Origin of the sequence: Endozoicomonas sp. YOMI1, from assembly GCF_024606345.1 — a bacterium.
GTDB lineage: Bacteria > Pseudomonadota > Gammaproteobacteria > Pseudomonadales > Endozoicomonadaceae > Endozoicomonas.
Map to the genome: position 1 here is coordinate 46,857 of NZ_JAHHPM010000305.1, position 19,016 is coordinate 65,872.

Below are 19,016 nucleotides of genomic sequence, written 5' to 3' on the forward strand. Positions count from 1 at the left end.
TAATGGAGCCAATAACTTCCGCCGGGAACCTTCCTGTTGTCGGTTTGGTGGATGAGCCTCAAGCCTCTGGGCCCGTGCCTGCTACTTCAGCAAAGCCGGATGATTCGGAGCCGCCAAATACAACGCTGCTTGCTCAGCGTTCAGTCAGTAGCACAAATCTGCCACAACAAGAATTTGATGCCCAATCTGTTCAGTTCGCACAAAATGTTGCCTTGAAAATTGAGCAAAGTCAGTCCGTTGATTATTTGCGGTGGACATTATCAAAGGAGTTGAAAGAAGAAAAGTGGTCAGTCAAGTTTCGTCAATATTCCAATCCTGTTCATTTTGACAAATATTCCGGCTACGTTCTTGACAGCTCTATGCGCCCAAGAATCGAGTTTGGTGGTAGCGTAATACATCCTTCTCCAAATTGCTCAGTGACCGTACTGACCGCTGAACAATCCGAACAAATTCAGAAGTCTGTTAATCTTGAAGAGTATGGCAATGTTCCCCGCAATGAATTCCCTGAAAATGAAAATCTCCGTTTTTTTTATCTGATGCGATTGGCAGATGACTTTAAAAGAGGCGAACAATATTCGACAAGCTAAAGCCCATCACTATTGTTGCGGGTATGGGGTAAACGGTTTCATGTTCCGGCAGGCAGCTGGAGAGAAGCAGTCTCAGTTGTTTGTCCGGCAAAAGTCTACCTTTAGTCGGCAGTTAACTTGCACACGCAGTTTAATATTCAGTTTTTTAACTTGGCTTTTGAATAAATTGGGAACAAACGCATGCTATTTCGGTCTATTACCTAGTCATATAAAACTAACATAGTAGACTCAGGATGTTATCAAGCTTTATTTCCAGTCATATCCTGCCAATGTGGCCATTTTGTGAAAAAGAAGCCAACAGTGGAATAGCTGAACCAACAAATGTTACTCAGCAGCTTTCATCAGAATTGTCGCGGGATCATAGTGCTCTCTGGACAGGTCATACTCAACTGCGCCTTCGGCAATGCGCCAATATGACTGAGTTTATCCATACCTATATCCATCCACAGGGGCGGCATGTCGATGGGACTCGAATGTCGGCTCAGGAAGAGCGGGAAGAGAAAGAGTTCGCAACTTTGGTGGATTCTATGACCAGCGGGAATGCTTACCAATGCCATATGGCTGCGACAATGGCCGAAAGAAGCGTGAAGCCCTTCAGGCTGAATGGCTTTACCTCAATGTTGGCCGGGCTATTGTATATTCTTTCCGGTACGGGCGCGGCGGCCTTTCCTGTATATAAACAGGACAGCAGCTGTAAGTTTACTGACGAAGGTCAGGACATAGCCTTCTGTCAGAAATCAAGATTCGAAAGTGAGAAGCAGGAGGACATTCTCTATTCTTACGCCGGTCATTGTGCTATGAGGCATTATCCTGACCCATCATATGCGGTTAAATCTTCTCATTTAGTCTGTAAGGCTATTTCAGATCGACATCCAATGATCCATGAATTTGACCGGATCAATAAATTGTTTCGTTATCAGCTCTCAGCAACTGTCGACTATTCCCGTCAGGAGAAGATCATTCGGGACTACCGTTCAATGAGCTTTGAGCATAACAACCGGGAGGGCTCAAAAATTGCTCTTATTCTATCCGGAGGAACCAGGGCGACCGCCCAGCTGACCAAAGAAAATCACGCCGCTTACGCCAGGCTTCGGGGTATCAATTACCGATTTGTATATCCATTTGAATTTCGCGAAGAACTGGGGGCAAAGCAGTTGTACTGGCTGAAAGTCTTCGCTCTTAAAAACGTCCTGGAGTGTGAAGAGGTGCCTGCCGGTCAATGGGTGGTGTGGCTTGATGATGATATTGTTATCAATGACTTTGCCGGTATTTCCGGAATGCTCGACCAATATATCAAAGATTTTGGGAACGCTGATCTGCTTGTTGCCGGAGACAACCGCTGGGCCTTGCTTAATACCGGGATAATATTGGTGAAAAAGACCGAGAAAGCACGGTCTTTTTTGCATATGTGGTCGTTATACAGCAATGACCGGGTGCATGGCTATCAACCGCAAAAGCATACGTTGCACGAGCAGGGTGTATTGAAATACCTCGTTGAGGATGGTTTCTATTTTGCCACAATCAACAAAGACCTTAACTTGATCAGGATAGTTCCAAACAGGGTCAGGACTGAGGGACTCAATCTCAATACCTACCAAAGGGATGCATTTGTCAAGCAACAGCCCTGGTACGATCAGAGCCTGCAAATTCAGGCCATTGATGAAGAGCAGGAGCAGGGCTATGAAGATGGAGACAGTTTTATTCATCATGGCACGAAGCTATTTCGAACCCGGCTCATTTTGGCGTCATTACAACAGGCCATCGATAGTTATCAGCATCTTAAAGAGGCATCTCAGCAATAGTGCTTTTTTCTGATGCCCCGCATTATCGATAAGTCAATTTCAGGCAAGTCCTGTATTGAAGTATTGAATAGAGATCAGTTAAGTCATTAACAAGACAGTTAGTCTTACTAACTTATTTATCCTCAGGTACAAAAAGGAACTAAACCCGTTTTATGTACTCAAAGTGTAATTAGTTCATGATTCAGGAGATATAACAGGATGGAACCCTCTAATAACACCCCTGTTGGCTGTTACTCTACTGGTCCGCAAACCCCGCCGGATGAGAAACATCAGGCATTAGTCACAAATATCGTGGGTGGTGCCAGAACTTCTGGCGCAATTGATGATTCTGAATCTATTCATGACAGGCGGATTCAGTCTTTACAGCCTGACAATAAAGTCCAGAGTGTTATTACTCCCCCCGATCATGATACTGTCAACTTACGCACAGCGCTGATCAGTCATGTTATTAGGTATTTATTTATTTACAATAAAGATACATCCGGTTTGCCGGTGGTAACTGGCGTGTTTGCTGAGGCGTTTCGCCAGCCCTCTATGATTTCAGAAATTCAGGCTTCAGAAGCTCAGGTACATGTTATCAGGGATGAAGACTTTACCAGTTGTTTGCAGATGGATATCGTGGTCAGCCCCGAGCAATGCAAGAATTTAGTCGGGGTGATGGGGCGTTTTTTGCATAAAGAGAAAGGAAAAGACGCTCGTATTTCTTCTTCATATGGAAAAGGGGCAATTCAAGAAGAACAGTTTCATTATCTATTGAATGGCAAAGAGTTCTTTTCAATCAGATTATTAACGCTTGAAGCCCCCAGAGACCTGAGTTTTGACGTCCCCGAATACCTGAGTATTGAACAACGCACCTATCAACCCTCTGAGGGAAAGCCTGTAATACTCAAAATATCCCATGTAGCGTGGGCCGCATGGCTGAATCAACAGTTTGACAGTTTAGTCCACCATCCAGATGCGTTAAATATTATAGAAACTGAACTCCAAAATCAGGCAATATCAAATGAGGAAGTTTGGCCTCTTTGTCCTAAGATTCAGCAATGGATATACGCAAAAAAGCAGGTTTATTCACAGCAGGTAGTTTTGGGGCCAGTGGTTTTTCCTGACTCTTGCATAGCCAATACAGCCCAGCCCGTTGTGATGTCGGTTCAGCCTCTGATGCAACAAGTTGTTTATCTGCCCTCAGCAACCACTCGGCAACCTCCGTACTGTCCCGATATTTCGCAGGTTCCAACATTGCCTTTTCCGCAACAAGATCAGCCATATTTGCCAATGTACCCTGAGGCGTCGGCTATAACATCGGCAATGCAGCCCGGTGGACAGGAAACAGCTGAAGATCAGACTGGTGATCTGGCAGCATCTACTGATGAAACAACACCTGTCGCTCTTCAATCAGGTTCAGCGCGTTCGGTTCTGAAAAGTGACTTTCTAATTAAAGACATCGATGCCGCCATTCAGGACCTTGGCTTTTCCTTGATTGCAGACATACTACCATCGCCTGAACCTGCGGGATCCAGCTTTGAGCACCAGAGCTCAAAGGTTGAACAGTCTGAATCAAATAATGAAAGCAGCGGTGACAACAAAAGCAGGGGAAGAAAGCATCGACGCGGAGTTAATGCGCCTGAACGAGCAAAAAATGCCCGGAAAAAAGGCAGTGCAAGGGGGCTGCGTGCAAGAGGAAGTGATCGTTATGGATTTTCTGCAGCAATGCAGGCCTTAACAAAAGTCGTTAATGTTGCCGCTGACGAAAATAGGGCACGGCTAGAAAAGCTGTCTATACCTGATGAAGTGATTAGGGAGTTAAATAAACTTATCAGTACTGAGAAAAGCGCTAAACTAGTGCGCCATCCTTTCAGACACAGTCCTTTCCTTGGCAGAGCCCAGTGCTATTACGTCAAACAACCTGAAGAGGGCTTTAACTACAGTTATGAGGGGCTGGCTGGCCTTATTGAAAAGATGGTTCATGAATTATGTAATACCCTGAAAAGTGGTGAGTGTTCTTTCGAGAGCCAGAATGAAGTCAGGGCGATTATCGGGGCATTAATGCTGAAATATCTGGTCTATATGCCCAAAGAAACAAATCAAATGAGTTCGCTCCTTTTCAAATTATCAGAATTGATTGAACATGACTGTCGAATAATTGCGCAATATGAAGCTGGTGCTGGTTCACCGATACTAAAGTTGTTGCCACAGACTTTTCTGGTGCTGTTAACCTCACCGGAATTGGGAAAAATGACCTTCCCGGTAAACCTTCAGCAACGGTTAATCAGTATTCTTTCCACCATCATTTCTGAGTCTAATCATCATGGGTGCTACGCTATTTCTGCATCGATTATTAGCTCGCTTCACTCTCTGCCACTTGATTTGCCTCTGCCAGACTCGAATTGGAATGAAGTCAATAACCTGGCAATACAGATACAGGAAACTTTTGGTTATTTGCACAAATTGATGCATTTTCCGGGGGCTTCGTGGGCAAACCGTCTCTCAGTCGCCCGGGCAGTGATTGATTTGAGTGATGGATTACATGCATTCCAGAAAAAAGGTGAAGATAGCGGAAGCATACCGTGGTTCTCACCGGCATCCGGGAAGCAAGACCGCCTCTCGATGGCCGTTCGTTCCGCTGAGAAAATGTTGGGCGATGATGAGTTGGCATTAAAGAGGGAGTGTCGCGAGTTAGTCCTGGCTAAACGTAAGGCGCAGGAGGATATACGCAGAAAGCAAGTTGAAGCGCGCATGAGAATGCAGCAAAAAGAGAGCCATCCGGTCGAAAAGCATACCCGTGACATTGAGCAACCTGAGGAGGAATCTGAGAAACAGCGTTATTGTCTGGTTACCGCGCCCATCAGGGACACTGCAGCCGATGCTATCAAGTTGGAACTCAGCCCATGGGAACAGGAATTGGCCGTTGCCGTATCGTTGTATAAAGATGGCCAGCTTGCTGATGCTGATGCCAACAGGGCGTCTGCACTGAAAGCCTGTAAAGATAAGATTGACCGGGCCTGTGTATGGGCGGACTGTGGCAATGCCTTGCTGGAACCGTATCAAGAGTTGCTTGCCCGGGTGGTAACGGTCACAACAAAAGTCAATCCTGTGAAACGTCAACTGGATCTCATTGCAAAACGTATTCCCGATGACTTGGTGAAAAAATCTGGCGATGCAAAAAACTGGCTGGCAGAAAACAATTATAAAATACCAAAAGAAGAGACACTTTTATCATTAGCCATTAACTTGCCATCACAATATGAGATGAATTCATTGCTTAAGGCGCTCAGGTCGACCGTGGAGATGTATGAAAAGGCTGTAGAACTGATGAATGATTGCTCTGTTTTGCAGTTGCGGGATACTGGTGATTTTTTATTGCATATTATGGAAAGTGACCTGAATAACCTTTTTGATCAGCAGGCTGACTTGCTCTCCATCAGAAAGATGGTTGCCAGTGTCATGACTGCTCGCTCTGATATCATGAAGAAACTCGGCTTTTATGGCTCGCACTCCGGGCTCAGAGCCAGATCGGAAGAAACAATCACTTATCAGAAGAGTGTTTATACTCAGATGCGTGAGCGCTTGAGCAGGGAAGCAGCACAATTTGATGTTAATCAAGCTGATTTGACCAAGTGGGGCAACTTAATGGACCGTATCGGTCAGTTGAGAATAAAGTCTTCTGAAGGGTAAAAGCGCTTTGAATATCTTTTATTGACATATTCGTGTACTAGCTACGATGATATGAGGCTAGGCCTACGATTTTCTCCCTCGGTTTTATCAACCAAAAGTTCCTGAATGAACGTTGAGAAAATTCATGCAATCCCTGGTATGGATTGCCACTGGTATTCAGCTCTCAGCCCTGCGTATGGGTTGGCAAGAGCCATAGAACAAGCAGCCTCCGGTACCGGTTGCCACTGTAAAGTGATTACAATGTAAGGACTACTTCATGCCTGTTATTACGCTTCCCGATGGCAGCAAGCGGGAGTTTGCTGATGCAGTATCCGTAATGGAAGTCGCCCAGGACATCGGTCCGGGGCTGGCCAAGGCGACCCTCGCTGGCCGTGTCAATGGTGAACTGGTGGATGCTAGCGCCAGGATTACCGAAGATTCTGATTTATCGATCATTACCACCCGTGATCAAGAGGGTGTGGATGTTATTCGCCACTCTACCGCGCACCTTCTGGCGATGGCCGTGCAGGACCTGTTTCCTGGTGCCCAGGTGACCATTGGGCCAGTGATTGAAAATGGCTTTTATTACGACTTTTCTTATGAGCGCGCTTTCAATATGGACGATTTATCCAAAATTGAAAAACGCATGGAAGAGCTGGCCAGACAGGATCTCGCTATTGAACGGGTGGTGATGAGCCGTGAAGAAGCCATCAGCGCCTTTAAAGCCATGGGCGAAGAGTACAAGGTTGAGATTATCAACGACCTGCCAGCCAGTGAAGAGATCTCCGTGTACCGCCAGGGTGAGTGGATGGACCTCTGCCGTGGTCCACACGTACCTTCCACCGGTAAGTTGAAAGCGTTCAAATTGATGCGGGTTGCGGGTGCCTACTGGCGCGGTGATTCCAATAATGAAATGCTGACCCGCGTCTACGGTACTGCCTGGGAAGACAAGAAAGCCCTGAAGGCTTACCTGCACCGTCTGGAAGAAGCGGAAAAGCGTGACCACCGTAAACTGGCCAAGAAGCTCGACCTGTTCCATATGCAGGAAGAGGCGCCGGGAATGGTGTTCTGGCATCCCAACGGCTGGGTGATCTACCAGGAACTGGAACAGTACATGCGCAACCAACAGCGCCTGGCCGGTTATAAAGAGATCAAGACCCCTCAGCTGGTGGACCGCAGCCTGTGGGAGAAGTCCGGTCACTGGGATAAATACGCCGATGGCATGTTTACCACTAGTTCTGAAAACAAGGACATGGCGATTAAGCCTATGAACTGTCCCTGTCACGTGCAGGTCTTTAACCAGGGCCTGAAGAGCTACCGTGACCTGCCGCTGCGACTGGCTGAATTTGGTTCCTGCCACCGTAACGAACCTTCCGGTTCCCTGCACGGCCTGATGCGTGTGCGTGGTTTTGTGCAGGACGATGCCCATATTTTTGCCACTGAAGACCAGATTCAGTCAGAAGTCTGTGAGTTCATTGACTTCCTGCACGGTGTTTACGATGATTTCGGTTTTGCCCGTGAAAACCTGATTTACAAGCTATCCACCCGCCCTGAAAAGCGTGTAGGTTCCGATGAAATCTGGGATAAAGCGGAAAAAGCCCTGGCTGAAGCCCTGGATGCCCAGCAGCTCCCATGGGATGAACTGCCTGGTGAAGGTGCTTTCTACGGACCAAAGATCGAATTTTCCCTGAAAGACTGTATTGGCCGGGTGTGGCAATGTGGCACCATTCAGGTGGATTTCTCCATGCCGGGTCGACTGGGGGCGGAATATGTGGACGAGCACGGAGAGCGCAAAACGCCGGTTATGCTGCACCGCGCAACCCTGGGGTCCTTCGAGCGCTTTATCGGAATTCTGATCGAGCATTATGAAGGTGCCATGCCGGTTTGGTTGGCTCCTATGCAGGCTGCTATCCTCAATATCACTGATCGTCAGGCCGATTACGCCAGAAAATTGGAAAAAAACCTGTCTGAACAGAAGATCAGGGCAAAAGCGGACTTGAGAAACGAGAAAATCGGCTTTAAAATCCGCGAGCATACTTTAATGAAGGTTCCTTATCTGCTGGTGATCGGTGATAAGGAAATGGAAGATAATACCGTTGCGGTCCGTACCCGTACCGGTGAAGATCTGGGCGTCATGTCCATCGAAGCGTTCCGGGAACGCCTGCAGGCAGATGTACTGAAGCGTGGTCGTACTGCCTGAGTGGCTCGCTTTCTGATTCACTTCGAGAAAACTGTCCCGGGTTGCCTGATGGTCTGGCAACTCTTTAGTCCAAGAGGCTTCGCGGGACGTACCAAGTTGCTTACACAGGAGATACAACCATCAGACGCAGCAGCTTCCGTGATCGTCGCCCAGTAAAGGCTCCGATTAATGAAAATATCCGTGCAAAAGAGGTCCGCCTCATTGGGGCCGACGGAGAACAGGTCGGTGTAGTTGATATACGTGATGCGTTAAGCATGGCCGAGGAAGCGGGACTGGATCTGGTTGAGATCAATGCGACCAGTGAGCCACCGGTCTGTAAGATCCTGGATTATGGTAAGCACCAGTACGAATCGAAAAAGCAGAAGGCTGCGGCCAAGAAAAAGCAGACTTTGATCCAGGTGAAAGAAATCAAGTTTCGCCCGGGTACAGAAGAAGGGGATTATCAGGTAAAACTGCGCAACCTGATACGTTTCCTGACTGAGGGCAACAAGGCGAAAGTCTCCCTTCGTTTTCGTGGTCGTGAGATGGCTCACCAGGAGCTGGGCATGGAACTGATGAAACGGGTTGAAAAAGACCTGGAAGAAATCGGAACCGTTGAACAGCATCCAAAAATGGAAGGCCGTCAACTGATCATGGTGATTGCCCCTAAAAAGAAGAAGTAATTAAAAAACGGCGTTTGGGTTTGGTACTCGTTGAGGGTAGGGAGCCTGGCCGTTTTTTTAGTTGCTTCGTGCCGGTTGATGGCTTCGGCTTTCGGCGGCATTACTTTTAATTGTCCCGACACTGGTTTCGCAGATCAGTCGTCGCGAATGCGGAGTGTTTTTCATGCCAAAGATGAAAACCAACAGTGGAGCCGCGAAGCGTTTCAAGAAAACCGCTTCCGGTTACAAGCGTAAAGGTGCTTTCAAGAGTCACATCCTGACCAAGATGACCACCAAGCGTAAGCGTCAGCTGCGAGGTACCTCACTGGTATCTCCGGCCGATCAGGGTCTCGTTAAGCGTATGCTGCGTGACTAACCGCTTTTTTGATCATTTAACAGGAGAGATAACTCATGGCACGTGTTAAGCGTGGCGTCATTGCACGCCGTCGTCACAAGAAAGTTCTGAAGCAGGCTAAAGGTTATTACGGAGCACGTTCACGTGTCTTCCGTGTCGCCAAGCAGGCAGTTACCAAAGCCGGTCAGTATGCTTACCGCGACCGTCGCCAGCGTAAGCGTCAGTTCCGCGCTCTGTGGATTGCCCGTATTAATGCCGGTGCTCGCATGAATGGCCTGTCCTACAGCCGTTTCATCGCTGGTATGAAGAAAGCGGCCATCGAAATCGACCGGAAGGTTCTGGCTGATCTGGCCGTTCACGACAAGGCGATTTTTGGCCAGCTGGTGGAAAAGGCGAAAGCTGCTCTGGCTTAAGTTTTTATACCGGTTTTTAACAGGGAGACCAGCTTTTGCAGGTCTCCCTTTTTTATAGGCCATTCATTCAGGCTTATTTCCTGTTGGCAGAGACTGAGTCCAGCATTTTTTCCCGAACTTTGCTAAGGTTACCCATGGCTTTTAAGGTCGCTGATAAAAAGGACCTGGCTCCACCGTCGGATATGGATTCCGAAGTCATCTTTGGTAAGGACGCAAACAACGAAAAAGAAGCAAAGTATGTCAGCATTTAATCAAGAAACCGTGTTAACCGTGAAGCATTGGAATGATACTTTGTTCAGCTTCACCACAACCCGTGACTCATCGTTCAAATTCCATAATGGTCATTTTGTCATGCTGGGCCTTGAAGTAGAGGGGAAACCGTTGATGCGGGCATACAGTATCGCCAGTGCCAACTATGAGGAGCACCTGGAATTCCTTAGCATCAAGGTGCCTGATGGGCCTTTGACTTCCAGGCTTCAGCATTTAAAGCAGGGGGATTCCGTGCTGGTAAGTCGCAAGCCGGTCGGTACCCTGGTGGTGGGTGATTTGAAGCCCGCTCAGAACCTGTTCCTTTTTGCTACCGGCACAGGTCTTGCGCCGTTTATGAGCATTATCAAAGATCCTGAAACCTATGAACGGTTTGAGAAGGTCATTCTTGTCCATGGCGTTCGTTATGTCAGTGAGCTGGCTTATCACGACTACCTGCTGGATGACCTGCCTAACCATGAATACCTTGGAGACGAGATTCGTCAGAAGCTGATCTACTATCCAACCGTTACCCGTGAGCTATTCAGAAATACCGGTCGGCTGACGGATCTGATTACCAGTGGTCAGTTGTGTAATGACCTGGATCTGTCACCACTGAACCCACAAACCGATAAAGCCATGATCTGTGGTAGTCAGGCCATGCTTAATGATACCTGTGACATTCTGGATAACCTCGGCTTCACTGCATCAGCTCATACCGGAGATGTCGCTGATTACGTGATTGAAAGGGCTTTCGTTGAGAAATAATTATCTTGCTGTACTTTTGTACTGTTAAAAATCCGGGTGAGTCTGAAAGTGCCTGTCCTCACTGGGTAAAATAGTGGTTATCAAGACAGTTATTTTAAAAACCAAAGGACAGGCATGAAGCAGCTAACAGCATTTCCCATCGGCTAAATGTACCATTGCCGGTTTCCTGTCAATAAATTTCACATTACTTACAACAAGCTGTTATATCTACAGACCTTATTACAGAACTACACTGTGGGGGCTCTAAATCGAACAAAGAACCGTCATATGGATTCCCAAATTTCACCTGAATGTACTTACGCTGCCTCCGGTTCACACGAGCTCCTGCTCTCCGGACAACAGTCCTCTGATCAAACGACGACCGTATTCTATCCGAAGCGTACATTGAAACTGAGCAATGAGGAATGTTGTTTAAGGAAAACAAGCAGCCTGCTCAGTCTAAAAGAGATCAAAGACACTCTTCATTCAAGACTTTGCCAGCGTTCAACCGCTAGCCAAATGTTATGCGGGTTACGAATACTGCCATCACGGCCCCAGCAGGAAGAAATATCCCCCATTCCTGTAGATATATCTAATGAGCAAGTAAGGGTTGATGATCAGCCTGCGACAACAGAAAAATGTCGAGTAATAAAAGACAAGAAATCACAGCCTGAAAAGGAGCTGGAAATAGGAAGTTTGGAAATAATAAATAGCCTTAAGGCAATCATAAATGGAGAAGGAGTATGGGGAAAAATCACACATTCATTAATCAGGTGTTGCGCCGACATGGATCAAGGGACAGACGATGAAGAATGGCTTGATTATTTGAGTGCAAAAATTCAAGCAATTGATGAAAATCCCAAAAAATACTGGAATTATTACCCCAGAGGATTACGCAACCTTATCCAGGAGATAATCTACTCTACGTTAAAGACAATTCGTCGCTATTCAATGGCAGACGTAAATCCTGAACATCTGGATAGCCTGAACAAAGCAATACAGCGGGTTTTACAGAAATATTACCAAATGTTTGGTGAGGAATCATTCTGGCAGATACTGGATCCTGACACATACACGAAAAGACCCATGACTCATGTTTCGCAATACTACACCACACCATGGTATCACTATGATGTTATTCCCAATACCTTAAAAAAGTTACTCGTCCCAACCGAAGAAGTGTTAGCATACCTTCCTGTTTTATGGGCACTGAAAAACGATTTTACGGCGACAGAAACAGTCCTTGGCTTTGATGCACAAGCCATACAGGAAATGGCAGGGAGAAAAGAACAACAACAACAACTTCTTCTTATGCTGTTCACTCATCGCCCACTGGACACACTCCTCTCGCCAGTAGACTCTATGGAAGGTTTTTCAAACTTTAGTAACACCTGCTTTGCTGCAGTTTCGACCTGGCAAATTCTGGTTTCACGCTATATTCATTTACTTTCAGCTTCCTCGTATCCACAGGCGATTGAGTGTGACCCCGGTACTAAGGAGGATCACAATGAAGGGTATTTATCCCTGGCCTCAGGAGAAAAAGCAATTCCTCTGAAAAAACTCTCTCCTGAAGTATGCCTGGCATTGATCAAAAAAGAATCGGACAGAAAAACCAAAAAACGGCTTTTAACTGCTGCTATCAGAAAGTGCCTGGTAGCCATGGAAAGCCAGTATCGTAAAAAACAGCACTCAAAAATGCAAAATACCTACGAACTATTTTTAACGTTATGCTCCGCTTGTGCTTCTGACAATATTTTCCTTGGCTTTGAAAATTTCCATGAAAAGTATATGGATTTTATCACTTCCCGACTTCTACGGCAGAAAGCAGAAAACAAAAAAAGTGGAAAAAAAGAGTCTCCTGAAGAACTTGATCAAAGAGATGAACTTCCCGTTTTTCCACTGAAAAAATTACCTCCACAGGATTCTGCAGAGTTTTTAGCACCACTATTAAAACTAGTTATCCCCAAAGAGCAGCTAAAAAAATGTGCATTTCGGGTATTAACTGAACGGCGGGTTATGAGGGGCTCCGATATATTAATGATAACCGATGATCCACGGACAACTCCCGGGAATACCTCTGAAGTCTCTCCAGTAAAAGATACCGTTAAACCTGACACGTTGATTTATTCCGTCCCAGTGTCTCCTGAGCAAGCTGAAAGAGATGATTTCTCCATTCAAATGATTCTGGATGATGCGCTTTCTTTAAAAAATATACCTGAAGATGTACACCAAAAAATAACCGTAGATTGTAATAATTTCAGGCATGCAATAAACAATCTCCCAACCTCTCTCTCCAGGGTAAAAGAAGCGGGAACAGGAGACCTCCTATGGGATGTCCTCCAAGAGCGGCAGGTACTATTGGTGGAAGATGTTCCAGAAGTGATAACTGTCCAGTTTAAAACGCTCCCCGAGCCATATGACCGGGCAAAAATTGTGGAAAAATTAGCTCATGATGTAACTCAGGAATTTCAGTTAACCATTAGAAAAGCCAGCCCTGATGCTATTCTCCCGCCAGAAGAAATTATCCAAAGGTACAGGATTGTGGTCAAAGTGTTTTATGTTGAGGACAGAGAAGCAAGAATACGTCACTACCGATGCTTGATAAATGGCAGAGAACGATTGCCAGAGAATGATGAACAACAGGTGATTGATAAAGTCGTTATGGATGATAGAAGGGTATTCATCGCACCGCAAAATCCAGAAGACTTATACCAGCTCGGTATTCTCTGTATGTTTACCGCTGAAAAAACCACTGCGGCTACACCTCATATGGAAGAACCGGGATAACAAAGTCCCTATTGATACCCGCTAATTTTTAACTATTCTTGAACATTATGTTAAGAACAGTGATTAAGTATTTTAATCAGGCTGAATTCTGGGTGATAAACGGACTGGAAATAAATGGAACTTTATTACCTGCATCGCTGTTCTTAATTTAGCCGATAGTATCAATCCGGAATAGCCTGCCAAAAATATAAAAATCTAACTGCCTAAATTGAGGATGTAGATTATGTCAGTTTCATATCTCTCGATATGTCAAACCAGGCAACACGAGTGTACAGTTTGTCTGAACTCTATTACTGATTTCAAATATTCTGATGAAGTACCCATTCACTCCTGGCGACATAAAGATGTATGTATCTTATCTAAATGCAAACACCTGATGCACAGGGAATGTTCTGAGAACTGGCATGTGCACTGCCAAAAACTGTCTGATCGAGACACGAGCCTGCCGTTCGTTCCTACTTGTTGTCCTACCTGTAAAACGGAAATAGTAGAGAATGATTCGGCGAATCAGTGGGTCAATTGCCATGTCATCTTTCTGGACTGTGAAAAAGCCGAAACCCGGGACCCAAAACCCTCGTTCGTAGAAACACCTGTGAAAAGTACCCCCCTGACTTTGGATGCCGCAAGGCTTCTCATGGACGAGGCGGTAAGTTCAAATAACTTCCCCGCAATGTGGCAACTGAAAAGCCGATACGGGATCACACTCAGTGCAGCTCAATTAAAAGAGGTTTTATGGCATACACTACCTCGATCTTTCCATGTGTATGTAACGCCCTCTGCCCAAAACAAAGTTCGGATGGCGCTGGATTTAATGACCCATGATGATGCTTCTAAAAGGGTTGTTTGTGATTTTCTGCAGGAAGTATTAAAGAAAAAAGGCCAGCCGGAGATTGTGGTCAAAAGTCTGGTAGGCTCAAAAATGCTCAATGAAAACGCACTGAAAGAGGCTCTGAATTTCTTTCTTTCAATAGGCAGGTTCGATAATGCAAAAGCCATAAAAGAGCAGTATGGAGTCTCTCTTAATTGTTCAAAATTGAAGGAACAACTGCTTAAAGCTTATGAATCGAAAAAAAGTACCTGTGAGCTGAAACGCATCTTGAGTCTATACGATAAAGATAACAAGCCTTGCATAGTGACCCTGCGTGAAGTTTTAAAAACCGTTGCGACGCAGCCGCAGGATTACTCTCCGGAGCTTCTTGGTCAGAATGGTAGCAAATTTTTTGACAATTATATGGAGTTTATCAACACACTGCTAAGCCACGGTGTCGAGGAGCAAACTGCCGTTGATGCCGCGATGACAAAAGCCGTCAGTACTCTTTGTTACAAAGGTTTAAAATGGGCAGGCCAACTGAAGACCGAACACAAGGCAACGATGGATCCTGCGAAACTCAAAGTGGCGATGGATAAGGCAGTAGATCAACACAAACTTTCTCGGCTTGAACAGATAGCCCCTTTGTTTGCCAATGGTAAAGACGCCGATGCGGCAAATATCAGGGTTCTGGAAAAGCTGGCAAGCAAACCCGATCAGTATTTTGATGGCAATTATCGTATTGCAAAAAACGCCTGGAAAGAACAACTGGAAAGGACCGGTCGTTGGAGTGCAGGGACTGTCAATACACTCATAAAAAGAGCTATTGAGAACCGTGATATTTCCTGGGCTAATGAGCTCAACAGCAAATATAGTGCATATCTGGACCCTGAGACACTTAAAAATTATATTCTGAAAGAGGCCGCTTCTGTAGAAAGACTTGGACACACCAAACCTCATAATCTTGATGGTTTGATCACCTCCTTACGATTTGTCAAAACCGACAATCCCGGTTTGCCCAATGCTATTAAAGCGGCTGTTGACCAGATAAACAAAATGGAGAAATTTCCCCTGCAGCAACGTATTGTCGATAATCTGATGGTTTTTTTAGGCAACATTCACCCTTCCTTGATTAAATTTTGATATTAAACGAGTTAAAAATGGCAGGAATCGTGAACTGTTCCTGTCATACTAATGTGTCGCATGCAATCGAAAACTAATTATTTTTTTTGAGGAAAATACCATCTCTACAGTCTACCTTTTAGACTCATGAATACATCGCGTGAATAACTTTTCTACTGAAAAGCTGCGTACTTTGATAACTCAGCAGCAGGAGCACATGGTGTCAGTTTCATATCTCTCGATATGTCATGCCAGAAAACACGAGTGTTCAGTTTGTCTGAACTCCATTACCGATTACCTGTATCCTAATGAAGTACCCATTCACTCCTGGCGAAATAAATATGTATTTATCTTATCCGGATGTAAGCACCTGATGCACAGGGAATGTTCTGATAACTGGCATAGGCACTGCCGAGATCTGTCTGATCGAGATCCGAGCCTGCCGTTTGTTCCTACTTGTCCTGCCTGTAAATCGGGAATATCTGAGGGTAATCGGGCGAATGAGAGGTTGAATTGTGATTTTCCTCTGGACTGTGAAAAAGCCGAAACCGATGACCCCAAACTCTCGTTCCTGGAAACACCTGCGAATACTGCCACCCTGACCCTGGATGCCGTGAGGCTTCTTATGGACGCGGCGGTAAGAACCAATAACTTTCCCGCAATGTGGCAACTGAAAATCCGATACGGCATCACACTCAGTGCAGCTCAATTAAAGGACGTTTTGTGGCATACACTACCACCACAATCTTTCCATGTGTATGTAATACCCTCTGCTGATAATAAAGTTCGGATGGCGCTGGATTTAATGACCCATGATGATGCCTCTAAAAGGGTTGTTTCTGATTTTTTGCAGGAAGTGTTGAAGAAAAAAGGCCATGCGGAGATGGTGGTCAACCGACTGGCTGGCTCAAAAATACTCAATGAAAACGCACAGAAAGAGGCTCTTGACTTCTTTGTTTCAATCGGTGTGTTTGATGAAGTAAAAGCCCTGAAAGAGCAATATGGCCTCTCTCTTAATAATCGGCAATTGAAGGAACTACTGCTTAAAGTTTATGCATCGAAACGAAATTCCTCTCACCTGCAATGGATCTTGAGTTCATACGATAAAGATAACAAGTCTTGCATAGAGACCCTGTGTGAAGTTTTAAGAACCGTTGCGACGCAGCAGCAGGAATACTCCCGGGAGCTCCTTGATCGGAGTTATGGCAATTTTTTTGACAATTATATGGAGTTTATCAACACGCTGCTGAGCCACGATGTCAAGGATCAAACTGCCGTTGATGCCGCGATGACAAAGGCCGTCAGTACCCTTTGTCCTGAGGGTTTAACGTGGGCAGGCCAACTGAAGACTAACTACCAGGCAACGATGGATCCAGCGAAACTCGAAGTGGCGATTGATAAGGCCGTAGATGAACGCCAGTTTTTTCTGCTTAAACTGATAGTCCCTTTGTTTACCAGTGATGAAGACGCCGACATGGCGAATAACAGGGTTCTGGAAAAGCTGGCAAGCAAACTCGATCCGTGTTACGAATTTTTTTATCGTATGGCAAAAAACGCCTGTAATCAACTGCTGGAAATCAGCGGTTGTTCGAGCCAAAAGGCCCTCGACACACTCATAAAAAAAGCTATTGAGAACAGAGATATTCCCTGGGCCAGTGAGCTGAACAGCAAATATGATGCATATCTGGACATTGAGATGTTTGAAAGTCACATTTGTAAAGAGGTCATGGTTGTTAAAAGATGTAAACACACCGACCCTTATTATCTTGGTGATTTGATCACCTCCTTACGCTTTTTCAAAGCCGACAATCCCAATTTGCCCGGTGCCATTGAAAAGGTAGTTGACCGAATACGCAACATGGAAAAATTTCCCCTACAGCAAAATGTGGTCGATAAGCTGAGGAGCTTTTTAGCCGACATTCACCCCCCATTGATGACTTGATTTTAAACGATTAAAAATAGTGCCAACCATCTATTTGAATTGCCCGGCGGCGGGGTTTACACATTGATTAAAACACGATAATTGTCGCTGCTTCAGGGTTTACTATGTAAGGGATCATGAGCTATTCCTGGCATTGTAATTTGTCGTATAAGTAAAGAGGTAATGGCTGATGGATAACATCAAAAATAAATTATTGCTCAGTATTCTGTGTGAACCTGGAGAGCATGCCCTGGCCATTGATAATCCTGCGGATGGCTCGGTGTTGGGTTATATTCCTGTGCAGTGTGAAGCAGAGATTGATGAATGTATCAGGAAGTCCCGCCTGGCTCAGAGACTCTGGCAAAAACGACCCGCAAAAGAGCGCTCAAATTATTTGTACCGATGGTATGAACTGGTGATGGGAAATCAGGCTGACCTTGCCCGGTTGATGACCCTTGAGCAGGGCAAACCGTTGGCTGAATCCATGGGCGAGGTGGCCTATGGTGCATCTTTTATCCAGTGGTTTGCTGAAGAAGGAAAACGGGCATACGGCACGACCATTCCCGGTCATACGGAAGATAGACGGCTGATGACCATCAGGCAGCCTGTCGGTGTGGCTGCGGCCATCACCCCATGGAACTTTCCCATTGCCATGATTACCCGTAAGGCAGCACCTGCACTGGCTGCTGGTTGCAGCTTTATTGTCAAGCCCGCCAATCAGACGCCACTCTGTGCTTATGCTGTTGTAGAACTGGCCAGGCAGGCGGGTATGCCAGAAGAAGTATTGCAGGTTGTTGTGCACCATTCACCGGAAAAGGTCGGTGATATTTTTACCCATCATCCAACGATCAGAAAATTATCATTTACCGGATCTACCCGAGTTGGGCGACAATTGATCGCCCAGTCGGCTGAAACCATTAAAAATACCTCAATGGAGCTGGGCGGAAATGCCCCGTTTATCGTCTTTGACGATGGGGATATCGATCAGGCCGTGCAGGGCGCTCTTGCTTCAAAGTTTCGTAATGCCGGGCAAACCTGTGTCTGTGCCAACCGGTTTTATGTTCATGACGCGATTTATGATCAATTTGTCAGCCAGTTTATTGAGGCTGTAAAAAGTCTCAAGGTTGGCAGTGGGCTGGAAGAGGGTGTCCAGATTGGACCGGTTATTGACGTACTGGCAAAACAACGCATTCTCCGGACAATTAATCTGGCTGTCGAGCAGGGGGCAACCATCGCTACGGGGGGGAACTCTCTGGATGGATGTTTTGTTGAGCCTACGGTTCTGACCGATGTTCAGCACTCCATGGGCTTTCTCCGGGAAGAGCTGTTTGGCCCTGTTGCCCCAATAGTGCGATTCAGCACTGATGAAGAGCTGATGCAACAGGTCAATGATACGATTTATGGCCTGGCAGCCTATTTTTACAGTCGGGATATTACTCGTATCTGGAAGGTTGCCGAGGCTCTGGAATACGGCATGGTGGGCATTAATGAAGGCATTATTTCCACAGAGCTGGCACCTTTTGGTGGGATTAAACAGTCTGGATTTGGCCGGGAAGGTGGACAGGAGGGCCTTGAAGAGTATCTGGAAACCAAATACCTCTGTTTTGGGGGTATTCATTAATTAATATTCAGGCAGGCTTTTTCATTAGAAATTGAACTAAAACATAACTTCATGGTCAGTATTAAGTAGTTGGCCAAATGGAATCGTATATTTCTGGCTAAGTGGGCAGTTACTA

The 19,016-nt window shown here is 45.8% G+C and carries 12 protein-coding genes; all 12 read left to right on the forward strand.

Annotated elements, in window-relative coordinates:
- Positions 1 to 47: 47 nt before the first annotated feature.
- The 12 genes from KDK15_RS10960 (at position 48) to KDK15_RS11015 (ending at position 18,901) form a co-directional block, all read left to right on the forward strand.
- A complete protein-coding gene (locus KDK15_RS10960) occupies positions 48 to 587 on the forward strand; it encodes a hypothetical protein (protein ID WP_257295395.1) in 540 nt (179 codons plus the stop codon).
- Between the two features lie 413 nt (positions 588 to 1,000).
- A complete protein-coding gene (locus tag KDK15_RS10965; protein ID WP_257295396.1) occupies positions 1,001 to 2,389 on the forward strand; it encodes a hypothetical protein in 1,389 nt (462 codons plus the stop codon).
- 198 nt (positions 2,390 to 2,587) lie between these two features.
- On the forward strand, positions 2,588 to 6,061 hold the full coding sequence (locus tag KDK15_RS10970; protein WP_257295397.1) for a hypothetical protein: 3,474 nt from the start codon (positions 2,588 to 2,590) through the stop codon (positions 6,059 to 6,061).
- 256 nt (positions 6,062 to 6,317) lie between these two features.
- On the forward strand, positions 6,318 to 8,240 hold the full coding sequence (thrS, locus tag KDK15_RS10975) for a threonine--tRNA ligase (protein WP_257295398.1): 1,923 nt from the start codon (positions 6,318 to 6,320) through the stop codon (positions 8,238 to 8,240).
- A 119-nt stretch (positions 8,241 to 8,359) separates the two neighbouring features.
- Positions 8,360 to 8,902, forward strand: coding sequence for a translation initiation factor IF-3 (gene infC, locus KDK15_RS10980; protein ID WP_257295406.1), 543 nt, complete (start codon positions 8,360 to 8,362; stop codon positions 8,900 to 8,902).
- 163 nt (positions 8,903 to 9,065) lie between these two features.
- Positions 9,066 to 9,257, forward strand: coding sequence for a 50S ribosomal protein L35 (rpmI, locus tag KDK15_RS10985; protein ID WP_066018013.1), 192 nt, complete (start codon positions 9,066 to 9,068; stop codon positions 9,255 to 9,257).
- 35 nt (positions 9,258 to 9,292) lie between these two features.
- The gene (gene rplT, locus KDK15_RS10990; RefSeq protein WP_066018014.1) at positions 9,293 to 9,649 is read left to right on the forward strand and encodes a 50S ribosomal protein L20; all 357 of its coding nucleotides are present in this window, start codon (positions 9,293 to 9,295) and stop codon (positions 9,647 to 9,649) included.
- Between the two features lie 237 nt (positions 9,650 to 9,886).
- Entirely contained in the window at positions 9,887 to 10,663 is a 777-nt protein-coding gene (locus KDK15_RS10995; RefSeq protein ID WP_257295399.1) for a ferredoxin--NADP reductase, read from the forward strand.
- A 267-nt stretch (positions 10,664 to 10,930) separates the two neighbouring features.
- On the forward strand, positions 10,931 to 13,429 hold the full coding sequence (locus KDK15_RS11000) for a hypothetical protein (RefSeq protein ID WP_257295400.1): 2,499 nt from the start codon (positions 10,931 to 10,933) through the stop codon (positions 13,427 to 13,429).
- A 592-nt stretch (positions 13,430 to 14,021) separates the two neighbouring features.
- Positions 14,022 to 15,380 carry a hypothetical protein gene (locus KDK15_RS11005; RefSeq protein ID WP_257295401.1) on the forward strand — a complete coding sequence of 453 codons (1,359 nt, stop codon included), beginning with the start codon at positions 14,022 to 14,024 and terminating at the stop codon, positions 15,378 to 15,380.
- Between the two features lie 487 nt (positions 15,381 to 15,867).
- On the forward strand, positions 15,868 to 17,301 hold the full coding sequence (locus tag KDK15_RS11010) for a hypothetical protein (protein WP_257295402.1): 1,434 nt from the start codon (positions 15,868 to 15,870) through the stop codon (positions 17,299 to 17,301).
- 169 nt (positions 17,302 to 17,470) lie between these two features.
- Positions 17,471 to 18,901, forward strand: a complete 1,431-nt coding sequence (locus KDK15_RS11015) for an NAD-dependent succinate-semialdehyde dehydrogenase (protein ID WP_257295403.1) — start codon at positions 17,471 to 17,473, stop codon at positions 18,899 to 18,901.
- The last annotated feature ends 115 nt before the right edge of the window (positions 18,902 to 19,016 follow it).

Bases quoted from the DNA above. Each gene is read 5' to 3' on its own strand.
- KDK15_RS10995 (WP_257295399.1), top strand. From the start codon at position 9,887: ATGTCAGCATTTAATCAAGAAACCGTGTTAACCGTGAAGCATTGGAAT.
- rpmI (WP_066018013.1), top strand. From the start codon at position 9,066: ATGCCAAAGATGAAAACCAACAGTGGAGCCGCGAAGCGTTTCAAGAAA.
- KDK15_RS11015 (WP_257295403.1), top strand. From the start codon at position 17,471: ATGGATAACATCAAAAATAAATTATTGCTCAGTATTCTGTGTGAACCT.
- KDK15_RS10965 (WP_257295396.1), top strand. From the start codon at position 1,001: ATGACTGAGTTTATCCATACCTATATCCATCCACAGGGGCGGCATGTC.
- KDK15_RS10970 (WP_257295397.1), top strand. From the start codon at position 2,588: ATGGAACCCTCTAATAACACCCCTGTTGGCTGTTACTCTACTGGTCCG.
- KDK15_RS11000 (WP_257295400.1), top strand. From the start codon at position 10,931: ATGGATTCCCAAATTTCACCTGAATGTACTTACGCTGCCTCCGGTTCA.
- rplT (WP_066018014.1), top strand. From the start codon at position 9,293: ATGGCACGTGTTAAGCGTGGCGTCATTGCACGCCGTCGTCACAAGAAA.
- thrS (WP_257295398.1), top strand. From the start codon at position 6,318: ATGCCTGTTATTACGCTTCCCGATGGCAGCAAGCGGGAGTTTGCTGAT.